Here is a 24,567-nt window from a genome sequence, read left to right on the forward strand (position 1 = left end):
TAAATGACTCCCAATGGGAATTAATGAAGGTAATCTCGGACCACTGGACTGGATCATAATTTTCGGTTATATGGTTGGGCTGATTGCCATGAGCGCTTGGCTTTCCCGGGGGCAACATACCGGAAAAGACTACTACCTTGGCAGTAATTCTAGCGGCCCATGGGCGATCGCGCTGTCGACGATGGCAACGCAGTGCTCGACGAATAGCCTGCTTGGCGTGCCGGCGTTTGTGGCGTTTTCGGGCGGGCTTGTCTGGCTGCAATACGAGCTGGGTGTGCCCTTTGCGATGATTGCGCTGATCCTGCTGATTATGCCGATTTTGCGCGGGATGAACTTGATCTCGGTTTACCAATACGTGGAGGATCGGTTCAGTTTGAACGCCCGGTTGCTGTTGTCTGCGCTGTTTTTGATACTGCGCGCGTTTGCGACCGGAGTGACGATTTACGGGGTCGGCCTGACGATTGCCAAGGTGCTCAACGTGGATTTTTTCATGGCCGTGTTGATCTTGATGATCGCGACAATTGTCTACGATTTTCTGGGCGGAATGAAGGCCGTGATTTGGTCGGACGTGATTCAGATAATCCTGATCTTCGGCTCCATTATCGCGGCGGTTTTTGTGGCGGTGCACATCAATGGCGGCATATCCGGCACCTTGGCGGCGTTTCCTCCCGAGCGGATGAAGGCGATCGATTTTAAAGGGACTGGCTTGGGCGACGGGCAAACGTATTCTTTTTGGCCAATGCTCATTGGCGGCTTTTTCCTTTATGTGGCCTACTACGGCTGCGATCAGACTCAGGCTCAGCGTAGTCTGTCTACACGAAATGTGGGCGAGACGAACCAAGCCTTGTTCATCGGCGGGCTGTTGCGTTTTCCGTTGGTGTTGAGCTACTGTCTGCTCGGCGTGGCGATTGGTGCCCACGCGGCGATTTATCCGGAATTTGTCGACACGCTCCAACTCCATGTCGACGCCAAGGGCGAGCCGGAGTGGAACCTCGCGCTGCCAGTGTTCGTGCTCCAGCATTTTCCCACGGGCTTGATCGGTGTGGTGATGGTGGGCATCCTCGGGGCAGCGATGTCTTCCTTGGATTCGACGCTCAATTCGATGAGTGCGGTGACGATGCAAGACTTTGTCCACCGGCTAAAGAAAAAGCCGCTGAGCGACCGTCAGGAGCTTTACTTGTCCAAGGCGACGACGGTTCTCTGGGGCTTGCTGTGCCTGGCTTTTTCATTTTATGTCGGCGGAATCGCGACTACGGTTGTTGAGTCAGTGAACAAGATTGGCTCGCTGCTCAATGGCCCGCTGCTGGCCTTGTTTACAATGGGGCTGCTAACGCGTTTCATCGGGGCTCGCGCGGTGATTGCGGGGCTGCTGCTCGGATTGACGGGAAATGCTCTGCTTTGGCTTTTTGCACCGGGCGTATCCTGGCTCTGGTGGAATGTTTTCGGCTTCATTGTGGCTTGGGTGGTCGGCTTGGGGGTGGCGCTCATTGATCGGCAGCCCGTCCGAGAGATACCTGGTGCGGTGCATGTAAAGCCTTCGGCGAAGACTTGGCGCAGCGTCGCGATCCTTGCCGCCTACGGCGTGCTGATTGGCGTTGGCCTTGCGTTCATGTAGGGGGGGCGTGTTGGAATCACCTTGCGATATGGAAGCAACTTCGTTGCCTTGGTCTGGGCTAAAAGATAGAAATGGAAAGCTCGAAAATCATGCAACGCAACGTTCAACCGGAAATCCTGGATTCGTTGGCGCATGACGATCCGCAAGCTTTGGCCAATCGGAGGGATCTGCGTTTGATCAACGCTCTGTTAAGGAATCCAGATTGGTTTGCCCGCTGTGTTTTTCCCGCGCTGAGTCCCAAAGATCGCGTGATGGAGCTCGGTGCTGGAGAAGGCGTGATCGGCATGAGGCTTGCCCGTGAAATGGGCCCAGACGCCGTCGATTATGTCGCCATTGATTTAGCGCCGCCGCCGTCATCTTGGCCAGATCGCTTTTCGTGGCGTCGAGTTGACTGCTTGAGTCTACCGGACTTTAATAACCTTGATGCCCTCTGGGGGAACATGATCCTGCACCAATTCCAAGATGACCAGCTCCGTGCGCTTGGAGAAAAAATCGAGCGTTCGCGTCTGCGTTTGCTGTCTTTTGTCGAGCCTGCCCGCTATCGGCTACATCTTTGGCAATTGTGTGCATTGGGGCCGCTAATTTGCGCCGTGTCGCGCCATGACGGCGCGGTCAGCGTGCGTGCGGGCTTCCGGGACCACGAGCTGCCAGCGCTTTTGGGCCTTGGACCGGACTGGCGGATTTCTATTCGACACACTTTTCTTGGCGGATACCGGATGTTGGCGGAGCGTCCGCAAGCATGACGAACGTGATCCAGATTGTGGGGGGGGGGCTGGCTGGGCTTGCACTGGGCATTGGCCTACGCGAACGAGGTGTGTCCGTTGTGGTGCACGAGGCGCATAATTATCCACGCCATCGTGTCTGTGGGGAATTCATTGCTGGACTGACGGACGAGACCCAAGATTTATTGGGCATTCGCGATAGTTTGAGCGATGCACAGCTGTTAACTCGTTCAATTTGGCGGCTGGGTGACCGTGTGGTCTATGAGCAACAACTGCCTCGGCCTGCATTGGGCATCTCTCGCTATAGCTTGGACGCCCGCTTGGCTGAACGTTTTGTGGCGCTGGGCGGTGATCTGCGAATTGGTGCGCGGCTGGGGCCAACGGAGGACTTACCAGGCTGGGTCTGGTCACAAGGCCGTGAGCGCTGTGAAAGTGAATGGATTGGGCTTAAAATGCATTGTCAACAATTGGATTTAGATAGCGAGCTGGAGCTTCATTTGGGCGCACAGGCTTATGTTGGTTTGGCACCAGTGGAGGGGGGGAGGGTGAACGTCTGCGGGCTCTTTCGCCAACGCCCCGTCGCCGCCACGAGCCGCGTGGACCGCTTGCCCGCCTATCTTGATGCCTGTGGGCTGGGGACATTGGCCGTGCGCGTCCGCGGAGGGCAGCCTGACTCAGTGAGCGCAGTGGGCGTGACGGCTTTATCCTATGAGCCAAGCCAGCCTGATGGCTGTGTTCGCTTGGGCGATCAATCTGGGCTAATCGCACCTTTTACGGGTAATGGCATGGCGCAGGCGCTCGAAGGTGCAGCGCTGGCTTTGGAGCCGCTGACCCGCTTTGCTGAAGGGCAGGGAGGGTGGCAACAGACGGCGGCGGAGATTAATGAACGTCTCCAGAAATCATTCAGGCACCGTCGGGCGATTGCGCGTTGGCTGCATCCGTGGCTGCTCAGTCCGCCGAAACAAAATCTGCTTGCGGTGCTTGCCCGAGCGCGACTCCTGCCCTTTGATGTCCTCTTTCGCCTGACGCATTGATGTATCTTCATTCCCTCGCCAATCGAGTTCCTCCGCAGTCCTACACTCAGTCGGATTGCTGGGAAATGGTCCAACGCACGTCTATTCTTGGCCAATTGGAGCCTCGCTATGCATACTTGCTGGAGCGCCTATTGAAGAAGCCCAACGGCATTGCCAAGCGCCATTTTGCGGCGGAGGATGTCGAGCAGCTCTTCACTCGTAGCCCCGAGCAATTGAATCATGAATTCCAGCGTGCCGCGCCCAAGCTGGCTGGTGAGGCTTTGAGTGATGCGTTGGAACGAGGAGGTTTGCGTGCACTAGACCTGGATGCATTGGTCATTTGCACCTGTACTGGCTACCTTTGCCCAGGGGTGAGCAGTTACGTGGCGGAGGATCTGGGCCTGCGGTCAGACTGTTTTCTTCAAGACTTGGTCGGGCTAGGCTGTGGCGCGGCAGTTCCTTCTTTGCGGAATGCTGCGGGCCTGATTGCGGCTAATCCATCGGCGAAGGTAGGTGTGATCGCGGTGGAAATCTGCTCGGCAGCTTTTTATACGGATAATGATGCCGGTGTGCTGGTTTCCCTATGTTTGTTTGCCGACGGTGCCAGCGCCAGTATTTGGTCGGGTGAGCCACCCAAGGGGGGGGGGTGGGGAGTAAGTGAATTCGCCACTGTGCACCAGCCTGAGAACCGTGAATTATTGCGTTTTGTAAATCATAATGGTTTCTTACGCAACAAGTTACATATTAGCGTGCCGACCCGTGCAGGAGAGGCCGTGCACTCGCTCTACGATCAACGAACTTCGAGAGGCGAGGTGATTGCTCATGCGGGCGGGCGGGACGTGATTGAGGCCTTGCGCGGTACACTGCCCGGTCAGAAACTGGTGGAAAGTGAAGTGGTTTTGCGCGAATATGGCAATATGAGTAGCCCTTCGGTGATGTTTGCGCTCGAAGAGCGGCTGAAGCAGTCGTCGAATAAGGCTGATTTATGGTTGACTAGCTTTGGCGCTGGTTTTGCGGCACACTCATGTGCGTTGGGTTGGTCGGAAGGGACTTAAGCCCTCTTTTTTGATGGGGTATTTGTGCTATCTATGTGTTTCCTGATCTTGACAATAGGTGGGGTGTCTTTTTAGTATTTCATTGAAGGTATTAACCTATTTGTTCTCATGCCCACTGAGATTCTTCAGCCATCCAATGATCCTCGTCCGCTAGCAATCGCTAAACTAATGCTGGCTGTGGCGTGGGTGGAGGGAAAACTAAACCATGACGATGTGCTCAAGATTCAGCGCTATCTGGACAGCACAATTGAGATGAATGATGAGGATATACACTCATTTAATCTCTATCATGAATATGCCGTTGAGCCCATGGAGCGTCGCCGCTTGGCGCGGCGTTTTGCGCAGCGTTTCACTTCAGTTGCGGATCGCAGGGAAATCACGGATCAATTGGAGAGCCTGCTACCGGCCAACAAACAGAATTTGAATAAAACGATCGCCATTCAGGAGATCAAGGAGGCATTGGTCGAGGACCAGATCAACTTTATCAAGAAGGTTAAGCATAAGCTGACGCGGACGCCTTTTCCCGCGAGAATCAGCGATTTTGGGCGTGAAGCCTACTTAAAGGAATACAAGGCCAACCCGATGCTATTTCGGCTGAAAGTGCGCTTTGGTAGCAGTTATACTGAGTTGGGGGTATCCTCTCAGAGTGCGGAAAAGCTTTGTTTGGAGATGTCGTTGATCGGCCTAGTCGTTTATGCCGATCAAATTCTTCTGCCTGAGGAACTGGACCTCTGCTGGAAATACTTGTCCGATACTTGGAAACTGAAGGAGAAGCACGTCGAGATGTTTGTCACGATGGCCCTGTGTCGGGAAACGAGCGAAAAGCAGATCCCGGCGTTTTGTCGCCGCTACACCGAGCTGTCCAATTTTGATGAGCGTCAGAGAGTTTATCTAATGCTGGGTGAGATTGCCCGGGCTGATCACGTGGTGACGTATGGCGAACAGCATATTTTAGAAGAAATCGCCAAGGGCTTGGATATCGCCCCAAGCGTGCGCCGTTCCGTCATGGATTCAGTCGAACATGAATCAGTGGTCAATTGATTCAGAAATCCATCTCGCCTGCTCGACCTGACTTTTTCGCCGGCCTCTAAGCCAGAATGTTTAGGATTTTGAGCGCATAAAGGCCTTCAGCAGGGTGGCTAGCCGAGCCTTCATTTCCAAGCGAGGCACAATTTGGTCAATTAAGCCGCGTTTGAGGAGGAATTCCGAGGTCTGGAAACCAGCGGGCAGGTCCTGCTGAGTTGTTTCCTTGATCACACGTGGGCCAGCAAAACCAATAAGCGCCTTGGGCTCGGCGATGATGACGTCTCCCAGTGAGGCAAAGCTCGCCATGACACCTGCCATGGTGGGATTGGTGAGCACCGAGATGTAGGGCAGGCCTGCGGCACTGTGGCGCGCTAATGCCGCGCTGGTCTTGGCCATTTGCATGAGGCTGAGAATGCCCTCTTGCATGCGGGCACCGCCAGAGGCGCAAACGACGATTACGGGCATATTGCTCGCCGTGGCGCGTTCGATGGCGCGCGTGATTTTTTCACCTACGACAGAGCCCATGCTGCCACCGTTGAACGAAAAATCCATGACTGCGAGCGAGACTGGCATGCCATCGAGCGTGCCAACACCGCTGACGAGAGCGTCATTCTCTCCGGTCTTTTGCTGGGCGGCTTCAATGCGGGCATGGTAGGGTTTATTATCCACGAATTCCAGCGGATCGACGCTACTCAGAGATTCGTCATGCTCCTCGAAGGAGCCGTCATCCAGAAGCAGCTCCATGCGTCGTCGAGCTTTGAGCTGAAAGTGGTAACCGCTTTTGGGTACCACCATCCAGTTTTCCTCCAATTCTTTATTGTAGACGATTTCCGAGCTTTCTGGGCACTTGGTCCAGAGTCCGGCTGGGATATCCTTCTTCTTTACACGAACGGTGGAATACTGTGGTCTGCGAAAAATTGCCATGTTGAGTCAGGTTCTTGAAAATAGATAAGCGGGAATTCTATGCAGTTAAATTGGGTTTCGTCAACCATGCCCTAAGGTGGCGACATCGATCTGTTTTGCCCCGGCGCGGCAGAGTTCCTGAGCCGCAGAATTGAGGGTCGAGCCGGTGGTGAACACGTCGTCGACCAGGATGTAACGGGCGGTGGGGTCGATTTTTGTCTTGGGATCTAGGGCGAAGGCGGCACGCATGTTTGCTTGGCGTTGTGCCCGGTCCAGCCGCGTTTGAGTCTCGGTGTGTTTTACACGGCGGAGTGCAGGGGCCAAGGCGCAGCCACTTGCTTCAGCCATCTGACGGGCAATGAGCAGGCTTTGGTTGTAGCCGCGTTCGCGCTCGCGAAGCGAATGCAGGGGGATTGGCACGAGGATTCCGTTCGCGAGAAAATTTAGATAGTTTGGCCGTTTGCGAATCAGTGAGAGAATGTCGGGCAGCAAATGCCTGCCTTTGCGGTATTTTAGCTCGTGGATTAACTCGCGGCCAGTCTCCCGCAGAAGAAAAAGCGAGCGCCCACGATCAAAGCTGGGGTTGAGTTCTCGGCAGTGGGGGCAGTCGCGCAGGGCGATCAATTCTCCGAAGAATGGCGCACCGCAGGTGGCACAATGCGGGTCATCGATGAAATAAATACGATCAATGGCCTTGCGGGAGAGGAAACGACAGGGCGATTCCTTCTCCACCGGCTCGTTCGTTATCAGACATTCGCGCGGGTAAATGAGGTCGAGCAAATTCTGGCTCCATGCATGTAACTGCCGGGAAAATGTTGCCATAGCTACTCAAAATCAATTTTGCGGTAGCCCTCATTGGTGGGCGTAATGACGTATTTCACCGCTGTGGGCTTGTCTGAGCTGAACCAGCCAGTTTCGATCTGCTTGCCCTTAGCATTGAAGGACGCGGTGTCGCCATTGTCAAACTGCCGAACCCAGCCGCTGATTTTGTCATCGTCGTAAGAATAGATATCAGACCACGGCTTATCGAAAAGGAGTACGACATCGGCCGAAACACCCACTTTTTTGGCACTCAGGTAGGTTACTTTTTCCAGGTGGCCGTCGTCATCGTATTCGCGCTTCTCGTTGGGTGGATACCAGATGGAAATAAATGCGGGTGCCGAATAGTAGACACCATTGTCCACGAAAACGCCGATGTCCACCCGATGGCTGCGAAGTTGTGGATCACCGTGAGACAAGGTCTCGGGCTGATAGTCCACTGTGATCTCGGCCTCATTGCCAGCTCCGTTGAGTAGGTGGATGTTGATCTTGGATTCATCGCCGCGGAGTACCTTCCAGTGGTAGTTCAGGGGGAGGTGACGCACGTCGAAGCTGTCCGCCGCCGAGACACGGAATGTCCGTGAGTGGGATAGGTTCCGAGCAACGCGGCCAATGGCGCAGGGCGTTTCCATCAGGATTTCTCCAACATCGGAGTCAAAATAATCGACGCCGCTAACGGCCTGGGTCTCTTGTGTCATACGGATGAGCGCGAGAGGGGGAAGGTGGTCGGGCTTCATGGCGTGGGCCATTTCGGCCATGGCGTCTGGTCGTAGTTTGGTGGCGTCGAAGACTGTGGGATGTGCTTTGCCAGTCAGATAGTTGTCTGCATTGCCAATACCATCATTGGACCAGCGCATGATCATTTGCACGGTGGGTGCCAGCAGCCCGTGTTGATGCAATAACTCTTTAACACTAGGTTGAAAGCTAGCCAATGTTTGGGCGGTAGCTTCCATGAAAGGAATATCCGAGCCAGATGAACCTTGAGAAATGATCAGATAGGGCGTGTTGACTGCAAATAAATCGCCGTTGCGCTTATCGTGGTCTGCGTGTTCGGGGTAGAAGCATATATTGGCGATGCGATACATGCTGTAGAGTTCTGGAGAGAGCTCAGGATTGTGCATGATCAGGCGCGCCATACTCCGGGCGAAGGGCTTCCCCAGCATAGCCAGCGAGGCGTTGACCAGCGTGGGGCGTTCGTTGACAATTTTGATTTTTACGCCAAAATCGGCTCCAAGCTTTTTTAGTTCCTCGCCGTAGACCAATTGAGCAAATTGTCCAAACTTTTTGAGATTCAACCTGGAGTGTCCTCCATCGCGGTTTTCATATAAATCACCGACATTACCCGCCGCTGTCCCTTCATCAAACCAAGTTTGGATTTTCTTGCTGAGCGGATCATCTGCCTTGCTTACTGGGGCGTTGCGCAGGCCTGCGTAGTCGACATCGGGACGAAAGAGGAGGAACTCACCACGATTGGGGAAATTGGCTTGGGTTATCCGGCTGCCCTCAATGGTAATTGTCCGCCCGGCAGGCGTCAGCAAGGTTTGCGCTTGGAGTGTCCAAGCGGTTATTACGAAGAATATGGCGCAGCCTATGCCAGCAAGTTTCATTAACAGTCTTGCTGGAAAATAGCGATGGGCGAGGAGGGCGGTCAAGGCCGCATCGACACGATCACTCGTTGTTTGGGTTTGCGTGGTCTCCGTAATAAACACGCTCCAGCCACAAGCCCTTAGCGGGCGCGGTCGCCACGTGATTCGTGCGTTGGCGCAAAATCAGGATTTCGTGAACCTGCTCAGGGGTCAGCTTGCCCAAACCGACCTCCACAAGGACACCTGCGAGGCTGCGGACCATCTTATAAAGGTAGCCGCTAGCTTCGGTCACGAGGGTTAAATTGGCCCCCCGGCGTCGCACTTCGAGCATGCGCATGTCCTTGATTGGGTTGTCCTCGGAGCCGTCGGCCCGGTTGGCACTAAAAGCGGAGAAATCGTGTTCGCCAATGAGATGTGCGGCGGCTTCGTTCATGGCGAATTGATCTAATTGGCGGCGGCCTAGTTCCCAGCAATAACGGGCGTCCCAGGGCCGTGCCCAGCCCTCGAAAAAACGGTAGGAATAGCGTTTGCCGGTGGCTGAAAAACGGGCGTGAAAATCGTCTGTCTCCAGCGCTACGTGGTAGACTTGAATGCCCGCCGGTAAGCCCGCACGGAACGCCCGCAGCAGCTTTTCTTCGCCGTGTGGCCAACCGGATTCAAAGTGGAAGATTTGAGCCTTGGCGTGGACGCCAGCATCGGTGCGACCACTGCCATGGATGCGCGTCGGCTGCTCTAGAATCACGCCGAGGCGCGCTTCAATGAAGTCCTGTACCGTGTTACCGTTAGGCTGACTCTGCCAACCACTCAGCCCTGTGCCATCGTAGGCGCATGTGCATTTCCAGATCATGGATGTCAGCTCGGACCCGCTTAGGGGGTAATGGCTAATAGCTCATCTGCGGCGCGTTCGCGGAAATATTCTTTAAATACTTCACGGGCAACAGGGGCCGCGGTGGCACCACCGGCGTAGTGGTCGCCTGGCTTCAGGCCCTCGACGATGACCACGACTGCGATCTGTGGATCATCCACAGGGGCAAAGCCCAGAAACCAAGCCAGTGTTAATTTTTTACCCGGAATTTTCACCTGCGCGGTGCCGGTTTTGCCTGCAATGCGGACGCCGTCAATCATGGCGTAGCGCCCCGTGCCCTTGAGGCCGACGACGCGCTCCATACCCTCGAGAATGGCGTTATATTGATCATCTGTTAGGCCAATCGGTTCGCCGCCGTGATCGATGACTTCATCGTTTTTACGCTTGAGAATGGTGACGTCGGTGCGGGTTTCCCGGCGGGCGAGCGAGGCTGCGAAGGCCGCCATGCCGAGAGGGGTCACGAGCAGGTCGCCTTGGCCGATGGAGACGTTGGCGGTGTCACCACCGCGCCAGCCAAAGCCGCGCACGCGCCGACTCCATTCCTTGTCAGGGATCGACATACGCGTTTCTTCAAAAGGGATTTCGATTCCGGCTGGTTTATCAAGGCCAAATCGACGGGCCTCGGCGGAGATATTATCAATGCCAGTGCGGATGCCCATGTCGTAGAAGTATACGTTGGAGCTCTTCTCGATGGCTTTGCGCAAGTCAGTACTGTAATACGGGCCACCGGAGTGTTCGGGAAACAGACGATCGCCAACCGGAAAATACGCGCCGCCAGCAACTTTCTCATCGGGATCAATGATGCCTGCGCGCATGCCAGCAATGGCGGTCACGAGCTTGAACGTCGAGCCCGGCGGATAGAGGCCGCGTGTGGCGCGGCTGAGCCAAGCTCCTTTTTCATTGATCTCGTCTGCCGTTTCTTGGGAGAGGCGAGGGCTGAAGTCATTGAGGTCGTAGGATGGGCTGCTGGCCAGCACGAGCACCTCGCCAGTATCGACTTTGATTGCAACCACAGCACCCGTGCGATTGCCCAATGCGCGTTCGGCGGCGAGTTGTAAGTCAATATCGAGGCTGGTCTGAATGCTGTCGCCCTGTCGCGCGTTGATCTGGGCAATGGGCTCGCCAAATTGATATTGAAATTTGTCCACGATATACACCTCTCCACCACTTTGACCTTGGAGTATATTGTTGAATTCTTTCTCCAGTCCGTTGATGCCGACTTCGCCTTTGTAGCTGTAGGTGCGAAGATTGTCGCCAGGGAGGTCGGGGGGGGGGACCTGCCAACTGCCGCGCACGTAACCCAGAGCATGGGCGGCGGCAGCACCATTGGGGTAATCCCGGGCGGTGTCGGTGTAGATGTCGATCTTGGAACCCAGTGGCAATTGCTCGATGAGGCGTGCGTAGCCCTCTGGGGGCACATCGCTAACGAGTTCAAACGGCATGAGTGAGCGTTCGTTAAAATGTCGGAGTATGTTTCGTTCGCTGAGCTGGTGGTTTGCACCGAGGATTCGGTTAACTTCGTCCAGGTAGCGTTGGAGCACGTTAAAGCGGGCCTGTGAACGAATTTCAACCCATTGGAAGGTGAACTTCTCCGTCGATCCGGTCGCTCTATGCGCATCTTCCAGCTCACGCTTGATGCGGATGTATTCCTTTGTAAATTCTTCCTTCAGTTCTTCTAGGTAAACGACGGCAGAGAAGCGCGGGCGATTGCCGACGAGGAGCTTGCCCGAGTAATCATAGATATTGCCGCGAGGACCCGGCTGGATAATGCGGCGCTGGCTTTGACGTTCTTCGCGTTGGCGGTACTCTTTGTGCATGAAGAGCTGACGCCAAGCTAAGCCTAGCATCAGTACGCCAAACAACAGCCCGAAAACGACGTAAAATACGCCCATGCGGGGGTTGCCATGTCGGTAATGATGAACGACTTTCACTTTTAAAACACGACCTTAGCCGAAGTTACACCCTTCGACAACATCAAGCCGCCGCATGTTCAACTTTTTCCCCAGCGTTTCCGCTGGACCGAGAGTTTTCGTATTGCTCCAATTAGTCGTCTAGCGGGAATTCATTGGGAAGTTACGGATGTAATAAGCAGGATGAACGTGTGGTCATTCGCCTTTTGGTTGTTCCTTATAGGCAACGTGGACCATTTTGCCTAGAACACGGGTTACCTTTTGGTTGTAAGCACGACCTTCAGCGAGTCCTTCAAGGGCATTGATCGATGAATCCAGCACAAATTCTATGGTGCCATGGTCCGTATGGACGCCAGCCAATCCGTTTTGAATCAATGTGGCCTTGGCGCTCTGAAGTTTTTCCGCCACGCCAAGAACGAGGATCGGATTGTCCTGCACGTAGGCGAGTGTGTCGTGAAAGGTATCGCGGCTACTACCAAAGTATTCCAGCACGCGCTTAGCGGTGGTCTTTGAGTAATAGCGCCAGTTGTAGTTACTGTAATAATAGCTATAGTAAACGCTGGAAACTTGCATGCCGTTACTCGTACGAACCACCATGCCGCCAAACAAATCGTTGATCATCTGATGGTATTTTGCCTTTTCACGGATGTAGTCATCATAGTCCCAACGGCTTCGATGATTGTTGATCCAGTGATCGTAGGAACTTGGCACAGGTACATGAAACTCGGTCTCCAAATCCTTGCGTAGGCTGGCGATCGTTTCGTCATATGTTTGGTAATTTTCGTAGATGCCGAGTTTGAGGATAACTTCTTTTTGGCCTAGACTGCTCTGGGTATAGGCTCGGTAGATGTCGGGCTGGCTTGTCTTGAGGTCGTCCAGATCAATTTTTTCCCAAGCCACTAGCATGGGTGTGCTGTCGGAGGTGACCTTAACCGTCAAACCAGCTTCGCTGGCTTTGAGTATGCCCGCGAAATCCACTGATCGCCCATTGGCACCCTTGATCTCAACTGCGGAAACATTGAGCATAGCAAATAGTGCCGAAATGATATAAATTGCGAGCTTCATTATAATGAAAATTATGACGTTTGAGTTAACTGTCCAGTTTCGTTTCAGAATTTTCGCTATCTAGTAGCCAGTCGAAAACAGCTGATTCATATTCCATTTTACAAAGAGAAATCAGTGCAGTCTCAAAGAGGGCAAAACTTGCGACTTGGGAGTTATTGAAAGAAAATGATCGTTTTGTGGAGTATTGCTTGCAGAACGGATGCTGTTTATACATAAATTCATTTCAAGCGTGCAAGTTTTTGCCCGCTATTTATCAATCCATCAAATCCCCCGGTATGTTTGAACAAGTTAAGGAGACTTACGCTGAGCTTGGCGTTGATGTAGAAAAAGCACTCGAAGTCATGGCTTCGACTCCTATATCGCTGCATTGTTGGCAGGGGGACGACGTTGGGGGGTTCGAAGGTAGCGGTGGAGAGTTGGGAAGTGGCTTGGCCGTGACGGGCAATTATCTCGGTAAGGCGCGGACGATCAGTGAATTACAGAAAGATCTGGAGCAGGTGCTCTCACTCCTGCCTGGTACGCACCGGCTCAATCTCCACGCGATCTATGGTGATTTCGGTGGTCAGAAGGTCGATCGCGACGAAATCGAGGTAAAGCACTTCCAAGGCTGGATCGATTGGTGCAAGGCTCAGGGGATCGGTATGGACTTTAATCCATCCTGTTTCTCCCACGAGAAAGCGGCTGACGGCCTTACTCTCAGCTCAGCGGATGAGGGCATTCGTGAATTCTGGATTAAGCATTGCCAAGCGAGTCGTAAGATTGCCGCCGCCATAGGTGAGCAGCTAGGCAGCGCGTGCGTTACCAATGTCTGGGTTCCTGACGGCATGAAGGACCTGCCAGCTGATCGCTTGGGCTTCCGTCAGCGTCTGGCGGCAAGCTTAGACACCGTTTTTGGAGAAAAACTTAACCCTGCGCATAACATTGACGCCGTGGAGTGTAAGCTGTTTGGCATTGGCTCAGAAAGCTTTGTGGTTGGCTCGCACGAGTTTTACATGGGTTATGCGATGAAGAATCAGACTGCGCTTTGCCTCGACGCTGGGCACTTTCACCCGACTGAAGGCATTGCAGACAAGATTTCATCCGTGCTCATGTATGTACCCGAACTGCTGTTGCACGTCTCTCGTGGAGTGCGTTGGGACAGCGATCACGTGGTGCTCTTTGATGATCAAACGCAGGCCATCATGCAGGAGTTGGTTCGCTGTGACGCCTTGTCGCGGACACACATTGGCTTAGACTTTTTCGACGCTTCCATTAACCGCATTGCTGCTTGGGTTATCGGCACACGCGCTGCGCAAAAATCATTACTTTTAGCATTACTGGAGCCCCGCGAAAAGCTGCGTGCTGCCGAGCAGGCCGGGGATTTTACCTCGCGTCTTATGCTACAGGAAGTGAACAAAGCTTTGCCTTGGAGCGTTGTCTGGAATGAATTCTGTAATCGCAACAATACGCCGACTGACTGGCAGGCACTTTCTGTGATTAAGGAATACGAGCTCGCGGAGCTGTCAGTGCGCTGCTAAGGTTTTGTCTATGATCACTAAGGTGGAAGCAATTGATTGGTCAGGCCTTGGAGATGATCGCGCTCTCCGATTGCGGCTAATTTGTTTCTATCTTTGCCTCAGTTGGGAACTCTACCTCGATAGTGCTGAAGTGAAAGATCGGGTCGAGGGGTTACTGGCTCATGCCGAGCTGACTGCCTATCAACGATGGGTTGTTGAGCTTTTTCAGGAGGAGCGTACGAGTCTCGAAGATGGCCGCTCTGCCTTTGCTCAACTCAAGGCTATTGTGCGTCGATATCGAAATGGAAAACGCGTGCGCGAGTTGTTGCTTTCGCTGCTTCCTGCGAACAAGCGTGCGGCTGCAGAACGCCATCCGCTGATGGGTGATTTTATTGGGCATCGTTCGGGTCCCACGCATTTGTTTTCAACTCGTCGCGCCCGTATCAGCAGTCGGCAGGAGTCCGGAGATAAATTGCCCACCTCCGAGCGTGAAGCTGTTTTTGATGATTTTTTGACGCGTCCTGGTTTCTTGGAGTCCTTTGAGTTATACTGGCGGAAGTCGCCCAAGAATCGAGACAACAAACGTACGCGCGTGCTTGTGTTGGCGGCGGCGATCGTGGCGATGATTAGTCCCCTAAAGATTGAGGAAGAAACTGAGCGAGAGATGAAGCTCTTGCAGAGAAGCTGTCATTTTTCAGTAGAGAGTTGTGAGGCCGTTATGCGCATTTGCCGTCGTTTGATGCCCGAGCAACTAAGTCCAGGCTGGGTTGCGCAAAGTTTCATTGCCGACGCCACCGATGGGGATCGTGCCAACTTCGCCGAGATGATTGAAGATACGCTAAAGAGCAAATCGCTACCCACGAGCTATCGCAATACTGCTGAGCGTTTGCTCGATGAATTCAAGCTTACGTAGGATTCGCAGTTACTTTAAGGCAGCGTGCAGAATTTCCGCTGGATGGAGCGCTGTGCGTTGGACGCCGTCATGAATTTGGTGACGGCAAGAGGTGCCCGCTGCCGCGATGAGGTCATTTTCTGATGCTGCGCGAACCGCTGGAAACAGGGCAAGCTCGCCGATCTGCATCGACACTTTGTAGTGCTCGTGTTCGTAGCCAAAGGAGCCTGCCATGCCACAACAGCCGCTGGGGATCAGTACTACGCTGTAATTTGTTGGCAAGCATAGGGTGGATAGAGACGGCTTAAGGCCCACCAGTGCCTTCTGGAAACAGTGCCCATGCAGACGCACGGTGCGTTCCTCGTCGGTGAATTTTTCAGTATTAATACGCCCTTCATCATGTTCGAGGGTGATGAATTCCTCGAAGGTCCAGCAATGCTTTGCCGTTTTCTTGGCGTGCATCTTGAGCTCGCCACGGGCTAAGTCGATTGCTTCGTCACGCATGGTCAAGATCGCCGATGGCTCAATGCCGACCATGGGCTTTGCCTTGGTCACTTTGCCATACAACGTTTCTGTATTTGCATTGATGATGTGCTGGGCTTCGCGGACGAAGCCCTTGGAGAGCCAAGTCCGTCCGCTTTCTTCAATTGGTGCCAAGTCGACCTGATAGCCGAGTTGCTCCAGTAACTCGACCGTCTTGATGCCGACCGAGACATCGCCGTAATTTGTGAATTCGTCGTTGAAGAGCCAGACCTCGCCGAGCTTACCAGCGTTGGGGTGTGGTGTATGCTTTTTAAACCAAGTCTTGAGCGTTTGCTTGGGGAGCAGCGGTATTGTGCGGTCTGGGTGGAAGCCCACAAGGAAGTTGATCGACTGGCGGATCGTGTTGTTGCCAAAAAGAAAATTCCATGCCCACGGCGCAAGGCGCGCAAACTTTTGGCTGGAAACGTATTTTGCGATCATTTTAGCCCGTCGGGGCGCACCATGAATGTCATAGTAATGCTGCATGAATTCGGCCTTGAGCTTGGCCATATCCACGTTGGATGGGCATTCGGACTTACAGCCCTTGCACGAAAGGCACAGGTCGAGCACTTCCTTGGCGTCCCTGTTGCCAAAGGCTTCACGGGCGTTTTGCGGCCCTTCGGTAATTGTTTGGCGGAGAATGTTCGCGCGGGCGCGGGTGGTGTCTTTTTCGTTCTTCGTCGCCATATAGCTGGGGCACATGACGCCGCCCGCCTGTTGGCCTTTACGGCAATCTCCCGATCCGTTACACTGCTCGGCAGCATGGAGAAAGCCTTCGGTGTCAGAGAAATCGAAGATAGTTTCGTACTCGGGGTAGGGCTTATCCGGGCCATAGCGCAGTTGTGAATCCATCGGTGGCGAGTCGATGATTTTTCCTGGGTTAAAAAGGTTGTTCGGATCGAAGGCTTGCTTGATCTGCCGCATCAGCGAGTAGCATTCCTCGCCAACCATCAACGGGATGAATTCACCGCGCAGTCGACCGTCACCGTGCTCACCGCTAAGCGAGCCCTGATATTTGCGGACGAGAGCGGCAATGTCCTCCGCAACTGAGCGAAATTTCTTTAGCCCGTCCGGTGTTTTCAGATTAAACATCGGGCGCGTGTGTAATTCGCCAGAGCCGGCGTGCGCGTAATAAACGCAATCGATGCCGTGCTTGTTTCGCATGAGCTCATCGAACTCGCCAATGTAAGCTGGCAAGTCGGCAACATCGACGGCGGTGTCTTCGACTACTTCGCGGGGCTTTTCATCGCCGGGAATGTTGCTCATCAACCCTTGGCCCGCTCGGCGAAGCTCCCAAACTTTGCCTTGATCGGTTCCTCGCAGAATCGGAAAGGCGTAGCCCAGTTTGGTAAGCTTGAGGTTGCTGATGAGCTGTTCGAGCACTTGGTTGACTTCCGCTTCAGTCTCACGGCGGATATCAATGACGAGGATTGCGCCAGGGTCGCCCTCGACGAAGAATCGATTTTGCAACTGCTCGCGGTTACGCTTGGTGGCCTCGAGAATGTTGCGATCAATGAGCTCCACGGCAGCGGGATTATCGGCCAGTGCAAGGCTGACTGCGTGCAGGGACTCCAACACGGATTCGAAGTGTGCGCAGAGCAGGGCGCTATGGGGGGGGGGGAGGGGATTGCAATCCAGCTCAAACTCGACGCCGAGAAATAACGTTCCCTCGGAACCGGCGATCAGGCGGCAGAGGTTGAAGGGCTTGTCGGAAGTCTGGTCGAAGACTTGTGCGTCCATCAGTATATCCAACGCATAACCCGTGTTACGGCGAGGGATACTGGCCTTTGGGAAACGCTCAGTAATGGTCTTCCGGTTGATCTCATTGCCGAGCAGGTCGCGGCAAGTTTGGTAGATGTTAGCCTCTAACGTGTTGCCGGAGCATTTATCCAAAAATTCATCTGCAGTCAGTGCTTTAAAAACAACCTGACTGCCATCACTGAGAAAACCTCGACAGGAGACGAGATGCTCGCGGGTGCTGCCATAGACTACCGAATTTGAGCCACAGGAGTTGTTGCCAACCATGCCGCCGATCATTGCACGGTTGGCGGTGGACGTTTCCGGGCCAAAGAGCATCTTGTGCTCACTTAGAGCCTGATTCAGCTCGTTGCGGACGACGCCTGGTTGCACATACACGCGCCGAGTGTCGGGCTCTATTTTGAGAATTGAATGCATCCGGCTCAAATCGACGACCAGTCCACTGCCAACGACTTGCCCAGCGAGTGAGGTACCTGCAGTTCGGGGGATGAGCGAGAGGCCATTCTCATGGGCAAAACGAATCAGTGCGGGGATGTCGTTTTCGGCTTCGGGAAATGCGACCGCGGCGGGCATTTCCTGATATTCGGAGGCGTCGGTTGAGTAGAGGCGGCGCATCAACTCACCCGTGTGAATTTCACCTTTTAAGTGGTTGGCCAGATCCGAGTAATTGATCGTAGAGGTGATCATGTTCTAGACATTAAGGAGGTTCTATTACTCGGGGGCAAGATGATGTATGTGGATTATTTCGCAGGCACCAGAATGAGCCGAATTGCTGTTCATGTTTTTTATGAATTGAGTGATTTATTTTTCAACTCGGGTGCCTCATTATGGGCTTTGCTATGGCATCCATTTACGAAGATCTACTTGGGCAATGTATCTACGAAAACCCCTTGGCGAGCGCTAGCGACTTAGCAGGCTTCCAAGCTGAAGGCGACGCTGGCTTCAGCTTTCCGCTCGGACGCTTGCGGTTGGAGGGCACACGCGATCCGGGAGAAGGACAGGCGGCAAATTTGGTTGTCTGGTGCCCAGAGGAGTTCCCAGACCATATCCACATCAGTTGGGACTATCGAGCGATTCAGGATCCTGGGCTGAGCATCCTGTTTTTCGCCGCGAAAGGTGCGAATGGTGAAGATGTGCTGGATCCCGCGCTATCACCACGTAACGGGCCATATGATCAATATCACTCGGGCGATATCAATGCATTGCACGTCAGCTACTTCCGCCGTAAACACCCCATCGAACGAGCTTTTAACGTTTGTAATCTGCGCAAGAGCCATGGCTTTCATCTGGTAGCTCAAGGTGCTGACCCAATCCCCGGTGTGCCCAATATGAAGGCCTCGTATCGCATTTGGTTGATCAAATCCGGCCCTCACGTTCGTTTTGGCATCGATGGTCTGGAGTGCTTTCAATGGACGGACACTGGCGCTTTGGGACCAGTGCTCACTGGCGGTAAAATTGGTTTCCGGCAAATGACACCCTTGATCGCCGAGTATTCACAATTGAAGGTACATCAGCTCAAGCAGCCTCTAGGATGACGGAATCTTGGCCGTTCGCCTAGTGAGGGGGGGGCTAAGCAACAAATTAGTTGTGGCAGGGGTTCTGTCTTGAACTAGGCGGCCAAAATCAATGTTAATACTGTGTTCGATTTTGCTTAACAAAAGAAAAACTTATAGTAAGATTGTTCGGTATAAATGAAAGTTAACATCGATCCAGCGCCGGAAAATCGTGTTGATGCCCCTCTTGGGGCGGAGGTGGATGCGCTGGATTTACGCCGTACTTGGCATCCGTTTACGCAGATGCGGGAATATGCATCGTTGCCCCGAGTTCAGATTGAGAGTGGGCAGGGGTGTTGGCTGACTGACGTTAACGGAAAACGATATCTCGACGCCAATGCATCAATCTGGACCAACGTCCACGGGCACCAGGACCCTGACCTCAATACTGCCATTATTGACCAACTGGGTCGAGTCGCGCACTCGACTTACCTTGGTCTCGGGCATGAGCCAGGAGCTCGATTGGCGGACAAGCTTTGCTCACTCACTGGCTTGGATCGCGTTTTTTATTCTGATAACGGCTCCAATGCGGTCGAAATCGCGCTGAAGCTTTCGTTTCAGTATTTCCAGCTCATTGGGCAACCCAAGCGCCGCCGCGTAATTGCGTTCTCCAACGCCTACCATGGTGATACCTTTGGGACGATGTCACTGGGCGATTGTGGAGCGTTTCATGCCCGATTTGATGCATGGAAATTTTCGGTCGAGCGTATTTCAGCGCCAGTGTGTGATGAATTTGGCGGCGAAGTTATTTCCAGTTCGATGGTTGAGTCTTTCGCGGCGCTAGACGCTGTATTGGACTCTTTGGGAGATGAGGTCGCTGCGATAATTCTCGAGCCTTGGGTGCAAGGTGCGGGTGGCATGCTACTACAGCCTCGCGGCTACTTACGTGAAGTCCAAGCACGTTGCCGAAAGCATAGCGTACACCTGATCCTTGACGAGGTCTTCGTTGGTTTTGGACGTTGCGGGCCACTGCTCGTGGGTAGCGAGGAAGGCGTCACTCCAGATTTTTATTGCTTGGCCAAGGGCCTGACTGCGGGCTATTTGCCACTCGCCGCCACGGTAACGAGTGAAGCAATTTACGCAGCCTTCCTTGGCGAGTTCGGCGAATTTAAGGCGTTTTTCCATGGCCACACATTTACGGGTAATCCGCTGGGCTGTGTCGTCGCGCTGAAAAGCATTGAAAAACTAGAGGTCTTGATTGCAACGGGCCAGTTGGCGTCGACGATCACGGCATTCGACACATTTTACCGTGAGCTGCGGACGGAGCTGCCGGAAACTTTCAAGCTGCGTCAACGTGGTCTAGCCAGCGCGTTGGATCTGCCAGCAGGTGATGCCAATCAGCGCCGCGGCATGCACTTCTGCATTGCCCTACGAGAAAACGGCGTGCTTCTACGCGCACTTGGCGATAGCTTGTTGATTGTACCGCCATTGGTTATCTCATCCGATGAAATTAGCTTTTTGAAATCTGCGCTTCTCGAAACTCTGCGAAGCAACGCTTATCTATAATAGTCTTCACTGAAATCCACGACCTTGAAAATTTAACCCCCAGCACACCATGACACTCGACGAAATACGCAACATCTACAACTTGCCATTAACGACTCTGATCTTCCGCGCTCAGCAGGTTCATCAGAAATACCAAGATCCGGCAGGGGTGCAGCTTTGCACGCTTAAGTCGATCAAGACTGGTCGTTGCCCGGAGGACTGTGCCTATTGTCCACAATCCGCCCACAATAAGACCTTTGTAGAGCCAGAAACGTTGATGGATACGCCGACGATTTTGCAAGATGCTCATGCTGCCAAGGCAGGTGGGGCATCACGTTTTTGCATGGGTGCGGCATGGCGTCGTATCTACAACAATACTCAGTTCGATAATATTATCGAAACGGTGAGCGGGGTGAAAGAACTTGGCTTGGAAGTCTGCTGCACGTTGGGCATGCTCGATTCCGACCAAGCCAAGCGCCTCAAAGAAGCAGGCTGCGATGTATATAACCACAATCTCGATACCTCGCGTGAGTATTACTCGAAGATCATTACCACACGCAGCTATGACGATCGTCTGGAAACATTGGCCAATGTGCGTAAGGCTGGAATGGAAGTTTGCAGCGGCGGTATTCTCGGTATGGGCGAATCCATCGACGATCGCTTGCTAATGTTAAAAGAGCTGGCAGATATGGATCCCCAGCCTGACTCGGTGCCGATCAATGCGCTGGTCGCGGTTGCTGGCACACCGTTAGAAGGTCAAAAATTTGTCGATAGCTTTGAGTTTGTGAGAACGATTGCTACGGCGCGTATCATTATGCCTAAAGCGATGGTGCGGTTGTCCGCAGGCCGTACGGAAATGAGCGATGAGCTACAGTCACTGTGTTACTTAGCTGGCGCGAATAGTATTTTCTTGGGCGATAAACTGCTTACGACAGCGAATCCAAATGCATCCGATGACCACCGCTTGCTCGATAGGCTGGGGTTGCATCCGCTGTCCCCAGATGATGCGCGTGCTATCCATGCCGCTGCGGATGCTGAAGACCCGTTTGAAGATCACCTTCCTGAAGGCGCTGGTTATTGGGCGCACGCTTGCGGTGGCGATTGTGATCATGATCATGACCACAGCCACGCAGAGGCAGAAGTGACAAAAGCTTAGCGGCTAATGCCAACGGTCTTCATTACGGCAAACGATACCGGTGTCGGCAAGACGTGGGTCACGACAAGCGTGGCCAGAATACTCGTGCGGCAAGGTGCCACGGTGCAAGTGGTTAAGCCCGTGGAGACCGGGGTGGCTTCAGGCGAATTCGGCGACGCGGAATTGGTCGGTGCAGCGTTGCAAGAGAGAGTTGCTTTGCAAGGCAAAGTGACTGTGCATACCCTCCACCGATATGCCTTGCCGATGGCCCCAGTGGAGTCCGCCTTGCGTGAAGGTGCCACGCTGGATTTTGACGAATTGGTTAGCGAGTTACAGGCATTGCCCAACTGCGATTGGCGAATTATCGAAGGTGCTGGAGGCTTAGCTGTGCCATTGAGTACAGGGGAGACTCCGCGCGATTGGGCTGATTTCGCTCAAGCTATTGATGCGGATTTTGTCGCGTTAGTGATTGAAGATCGGCTTGGTGCAATCAATCAGGCACGTCTCTTGGCGCATTATGCCAAGGCCAAGTCACTGAATGCTGGTTGGTGGTTGAATCAACCACAGCCGAATGTGCCCGCTGCTGTGCGTGAGGTAAATGAATCAGCCTTGGCTGACTTGAATTTCCCCTTATGGGCTGCTCAAGATTATTGTGCGGAACTACCCCGTCGATTGGAGGCACCATGGTTGATGTCATGAGCAGTTTTTGGGGGCGTATCGAAGATGCGATTAACGAGCGCGATGCGAGCAGCTTGCGACGTAAACTGACGCCACGTTTGGCCGAGAGCGTGTCGATTGATTTATCCAATAATGATTACCTGCGACTGTCGCGACATCCAGAAGTGATCGCAGCAGGTCAAGAGGCACTTGCGCTCTGGGGCGGATCGTCTTCGGCGTCTCCATTGGTCTCCGGCTACACCGCGGCCCATGCGGCGCTGGAGGAGCAGTTGGCGCACTGGGCAGGATTTAGTTATGGACTGGTTTGGAACGCTGGTTATTCAGCAAATCAAGCGGTGCTTGGTCGTTTGCCCAAACGCGGAGATCTGGTGTTGGCGGACCGCTTGATTCACCAAAGTATGATCGATGGGATTCTGCGTTCGGGGGTGCGTTTGCAGCGATATCGTCATCTCGACATAGAGCACTTGGAGCATTTGCTCGCCGGTGAGCGTGATGCGGACTGTAATGTGTTTGTGGTGACTGAATCCGTCTTCTCGGTTGATGGGGACTATCCAGATTTGAAGGCGATTGCGGCATTGAAGGATCGGTATGATTTTATCTGGATTTTGGACGAGGCGCACGCCATCGGTTGGTATGGTGAGCAAGGCAGCGGTTTGGCGGAAGCCATGCAGGTAGCGCCTCAAGTTGACATTATGGTGGGGACGCTCGGCAAGGGGTTGGGGTCGATGGGTGCCTTTACTTTGTTTCATCAAGCCTCATTGCGAGATTATCTTATTAATTTTTCTGGAGAGTTTATCTATTCAACTTACCTGGCACCGGTATGCGCTGTTGCTGCGAGTAAGGCAGTGGAACTGACGACACTGATGAGCAGTCAGCGTGCTTATTGGCAGGCACGGTCGAGGAATTTTCGTCGACAAATTTCAGGGGCACCAACTGGAGATTCCCCCATTGTTCCGATTTTGATTGGTGACGCCGCCCGCACTCTCAGCATTGCTCAGTTGTTAAGCGAATACGGATTTTTGGTTGGTGCAATCCGTCCGCCTACAGTTCCCACCAGCAGTAGCCGATTACGTATTTCACTGAATATTGAAATTAGCGAAGCCGACGAAGGTCGCTTAGTTTCCTTATTAAAGGAGGCTTTGGTATGAGTCTCTGTCTCTGGATTGGTGGCTGGGGTTTGTCGCCCGAGCAACAGCAGCAGACGCTTTCTAATAATTGGCCGAGTGTAACGCACAAGGTATTTTATCCGGGTGAGCTCTGTATTACAAAGTTTGTTGAATGTTGCGACCAAGCTGACTCTCTCGGCGGATATTCGCTTGGAGCATTTTTATTGTTACGGAATTATGCAAAACTCCCGACCAAACCGATGACGCTGTTGGCCCCCATTTTGGATTTTAAAGCAGAGGCGTTGCTTGGCGGGCGGGTAAGAGGTGCGCGCTTGGCGATTTTGCTGCGTTGGTTGCGCCGTGATCCTGTGGCTGCGCTAAACGATTTTTATCAGCAGGGGGGAATTCAATGTAGCGTCGAACAGCCGCCCTATTCGATCGAGGATTTGATCTGGGGGATCGAGCAGCTCCAAGGCTCAAGCGTTGATTACTGGCGATGGGAGAATGTTCGTGGTTGCATTGGCGAAGCCGATGCACTGTTGAATGGTGCCTTCATGCAACAAGTCTGGCCTGAGTTAACAATTCTTCCGGATGCTGGCCATGATTTGACTGAATTAATTAAGGAGACGGCGGCATGATGCGATTTGACGAATGCGCACACCGTTATGCCGAGCATGCGATGGTGCAAAGACAGATGGCGGACTGGCTGGCCGAGTGGCTGGATCCCGCGATTTGTGCGAACGGAAACGCGGTAGAGTTTGGCGCTGGCGAAGGAATGTTTACCCGTCGAGCGTTGCCTTGTTTTTCCCATCTACGTGCTGTCGATATGGCACCAAGAATGGTGGAGCTTGGTCGCGAGCATGTGCCACAAGCAACGTGGATGCAAGGGGATGCGTGGAATGGAACGGGGCTGGATTCATCCGTGAGTATGGTTCTCTCGTCAAGCCTGATGCAGTGGAACCCTGATCCGGTCAATGTGCTTCGCTTATGGCATGATCAGTTGCCCAAAGGTGCGCGCATGTTGCATGGAATTTACGTGGACCCGACGCTTCCTGAACTGCGAAATTTGCAGGGCGATGGTTCGATGCCGCTTACTTGGTTGACTCCAAATCAATGGACGGCGGCCTTTAAGGATGCCGGATGGACTCTTGAGCGATTTGAGTCGGAGACACGCTGCATTATTTATCCCAGTGCTTTGGGTCTATTGCGAAGTCTGCATGGCGTAGGTGCGGTCAGTCGTGATGCGATGAGTGGCGTAAATTTACGCAAATTGATTCGTGAGTATGATCGTTTACATGCAGTTGAGTCTGGTGGCGTTTACGCAAACTGGACCTTCTGTCGTATACAAGCGATGGCCTGAGTT

21 protein-coding genes are annotated in these 24,567 nt (G+C 53.4%); 14 read left to right on the forward strand and 7 right to left on the reverse strand.

The window, feature by feature from the left end; all coding sequences use genetic code 11:
- Positions 1–13: 13 nt before the first annotated feature.
- From IE065_RS04150 to IE065_RS04170, 5 genes are all read left to right on the forward strand, one after another.
- Positions 14–1,615 (forward strand): sodium:solute symporter family transporter, encoded by a 1,602-nt coding sequence (locus IE065_RS04150; RefSeq protein WP_189512141.1) that lies wholly within the window; start codon positions 14–16, stop codon positions 1,613–1,615.
- Positions 1,616–1,686: 71 nt separating this feature from the next.
- Positions 1,687–2,358, forward strand: a complete 672-nt coding sequence (locus IE065_RS04155; RefSeq protein ID WP_189512143.1) for a class I SAM-dependent methyltransferase — start codon at positions 1,687–1,689, stop codon at positions 2,356–2,358.
- On the forward strand, positions 2,355–3,371 hold the full coding sequence (locus tag IE065_RS04160) for an NAD(P)/FAD-dependent oxidoreductase (protein ID WP_189512145.1): 1,017 nt from the start codon (positions 2,355–2,357) through the stop codon (positions 3,369–3,371). Before IE065_RS04155 ends, IE065_RS04160 begins: the two co-directional genes overlap by 4 nt.
- Positions 3,371–4,405 (forward strand): type III polyketide synthase, encoded by a 1,035-nt coding sequence (locus IE065_RS04165; RefSeq protein ID WP_189512147.1) that lies wholly within the window; start codon positions 3,371–3,373, stop codon positions 4,403–4,405. Before IE065_RS04160 ends, IE065_RS04165 begins: the two co-directional genes overlap by 1 nt.
- A 108-nt stretch (positions 4,406–4,513) precedes the next feature.
- Positions 4,514–5,446, forward strand: coding sequence for a TerB family tellurite resistance protein (locus tag IE065_RS04170; RefSeq protein WP_189512149.1), 933 nt, complete (start codon positions 4,514–4,516; stop codon positions 5,444–5,446).
- A gap of 60 nt (positions 5,447–5,506) precedes the next feature.
- Here the strand turns inward: IE065_RS04170 and accD are convergent, their stop codons facing one another.
- From accD to IE065_RS04200, 6 genes are all read right to left on the reverse strand, one after another.
- Complete coding sequence (accD, locus tag IE065_RS04175) at positions 5,507–6,355, reverse strand: acetyl-CoA carboxylase, carboxyltransferase subunit beta (RefSeq protein ID WP_189512150.1); 849 nt, start codon at positions 6,353–6,355, stop codon at positions 5,507–5,509.
- A 60-nt stretch (positions 6,356–6,415) separates the two neighbouring features.
- Complete coding sequence (locus IE065_RS04180; RefSeq protein ID WP_189512152.1) at positions 6,416–7,156, reverse strand: ComF family protein; 741 nt, start codon at positions 7,154–7,156, stop codon at positions 6,416–6,418.
- Positions 7,157–7,158: 2 nt separating this feature from the next.
- Complete coding sequence (locus tag IE065_RS04185; protein WP_189512154.1) at positions 7,159–8,760, reverse strand: hypothetical protein; 1,602 nt, start codon at positions 8,758–8,760, stop codon at positions 7,159–7,161.
- A gap of 61 nt (positions 8,761–8,821) precedes the next feature.
- Positions 8,822–9,586, reverse strand: coding sequence for a tRNA pseudouridine(38-40) synthase TruA (gene truA, locus IE065_RS04190; protein ID WP_189512155.1), 765 nt, complete (start codon positions 9,584–9,586; stop codon positions 8,822–8,824).
- Between the two features lie 20 nt (positions 9,587–9,606).
- Positions 9,607–11,535, reverse strand: a complete 1,929-nt coding sequence (locus IE065_RS04195; RefSeq protein ID WP_189512157.1) for a peptidoglycan D,D-transpeptidase FtsI family protein — start codon at positions 11,533–11,535, stop codon at positions 9,607–9,609.
- 174 nt (positions 11,536–11,709) lie between these two features.
- A complete protein-coding gene (locus IE065_RS04200) occupies positions 11,710–12,579 on the reverse strand; it encodes a hypothetical protein (protein ID WP_189512158.1) in 870 nt (289 codons plus the stop codon).
- A gap of 275 nt (positions 12,580–12,854) precedes the next feature.
- Between IE065_RS04200 and IE065_RS04205 the strand changes: the two genes are divergently transcribed.
- Complete coding sequence (locus IE065_RS04205; RefSeq protein WP_189512160.1) at positions 12,855–14,096, forward strand: L-rhamnose isomerase; 1,242 nt, start codon at positions 12,855–12,857, stop codon at positions 14,094–14,096.
- A 10-nt stretch (positions 14,097–14,106) separates the two neighbouring features.
- Positions 14,107–14,988, forward strand: a complete 882-nt coding sequence (locus IE065_RS04210) for a hypothetical protein (RefSeq protein ID WP_189512162.1) — start codon at positions 14,107–14,109, stop codon at positions 14,986–14,988.
- Positions 14,989–14,997: 9 nt separating this feature from the next.
- On the opposite strand, the gene IE065_RS04215 is transcribed toward IE065_RS04210, so the two are convergent.
- Positions 14,998–17,934, reverse strand: coding sequence for an FAD-binding and (Fe-S)-binding domain-containing protein (locus IE065_RS04215; RefSeq protein WP_189512163.1), 2,937 nt, complete (start codon positions 17,932–17,934; stop codon positions 14,998–15,000).
- Between the two features lie 152 nt (positions 17,935–18,086).
- On the opposite strand from IE065_RS04215, the gene IE065_RS04220 reads away from it, so the two are divergent.
- From IE065_RS04220 to IE065_RS04250, 7 genes are all read left to right on the forward strand, one after another.
- Positions 18,087–18,782, forward strand: coding sequence for a DUF1961 family protein (locus IE065_RS04220; RefSeq protein WP_189512164.1), 696 nt, complete (start codon positions 18,087–18,089; stop codon positions 18,780–18,782).
- Between the two features lie 156 nt (positions 18,783–18,938).
- Positions 18,939–20,306: an adenosylmethionine--8-amino-7-oxononanoate transaminase gene (bioA, locus tag IE065_RS04225; RefSeq protein WP_189512165.1), complete on the forward strand. Its 1,368-nt coding sequence runs from the start codon at positions 18,939–18,941 to the stop codon at positions 20,304–20,306.
- Between the two features lie 49 nt (positions 20,307–20,355).
- On the forward strand, positions 20,356–21,441 hold the full coding sequence (gene bioB, locus IE065_RS04230; RefSeq protein WP_189512166.1) for a biotin synthase BioB: 1,086 nt from the start codon (positions 20,356–20,358) through the stop codon (positions 21,439–21,441).
- A 6-nt stretch (positions 21,442–21,447) separates the two neighbouring features.
- On the forward strand, positions 21,448–22,119 hold the full coding sequence (gene bioD / locus IE065_RS04235; protein WP_189512167.1) for a dethiobiotin synthase: 672 nt from the start codon (positions 21,448–21,450) through the stop codon (positions 22,117–22,119).
- Entirely contained in the window at positions 22,116–23,246 is a 1,131-nt protein-coding gene (locus IE065_RS04240) for an aminotransferase class I/II-fold pyridoxal phosphate-dependent enzyme (RefSeq protein WP_189512168.1), read from the forward strand. Before bioD ends, IE065_RS04240 begins: the two co-directional genes overlap by 4 nt.
- A complete protein-coding gene (locus IE065_RS04245; RefSeq protein WP_189512169.1) occupies positions 23,243–23,842 on the forward strand; it encodes a hypothetical protein in 600 nt (199 codons plus the stop codon). Before IE065_RS04240 ends, IE065_RS04245 begins: the two co-directional genes overlap by 4 nt.
- Positions 23,839–24,564 (forward strand): methyltransferase domain-containing protein, encoded by a 726-nt coding sequence (locus IE065_RS04250; RefSeq protein WP_189512170.1) that lies wholly within the window; start codon positions 23,839–23,841, stop codon positions 24,562–24,564. Before IE065_RS04245 ends, IE065_RS04250 begins: the two co-directional genes overlap by 4 nt.
- Positions 24,565–24,567 lie beyond the last annotated feature (3 nt).

Origin of the sequence: Cerasicoccus arenae (assembly GCF_014651635.1) — a bacterium.
Lineage (GTDB): Bacteria > Verrucomicrobiota > Verrucomicrobiia > Opitutales > Cerasicoccaceae > Cerasicoccus > Cerasicoccus arenae.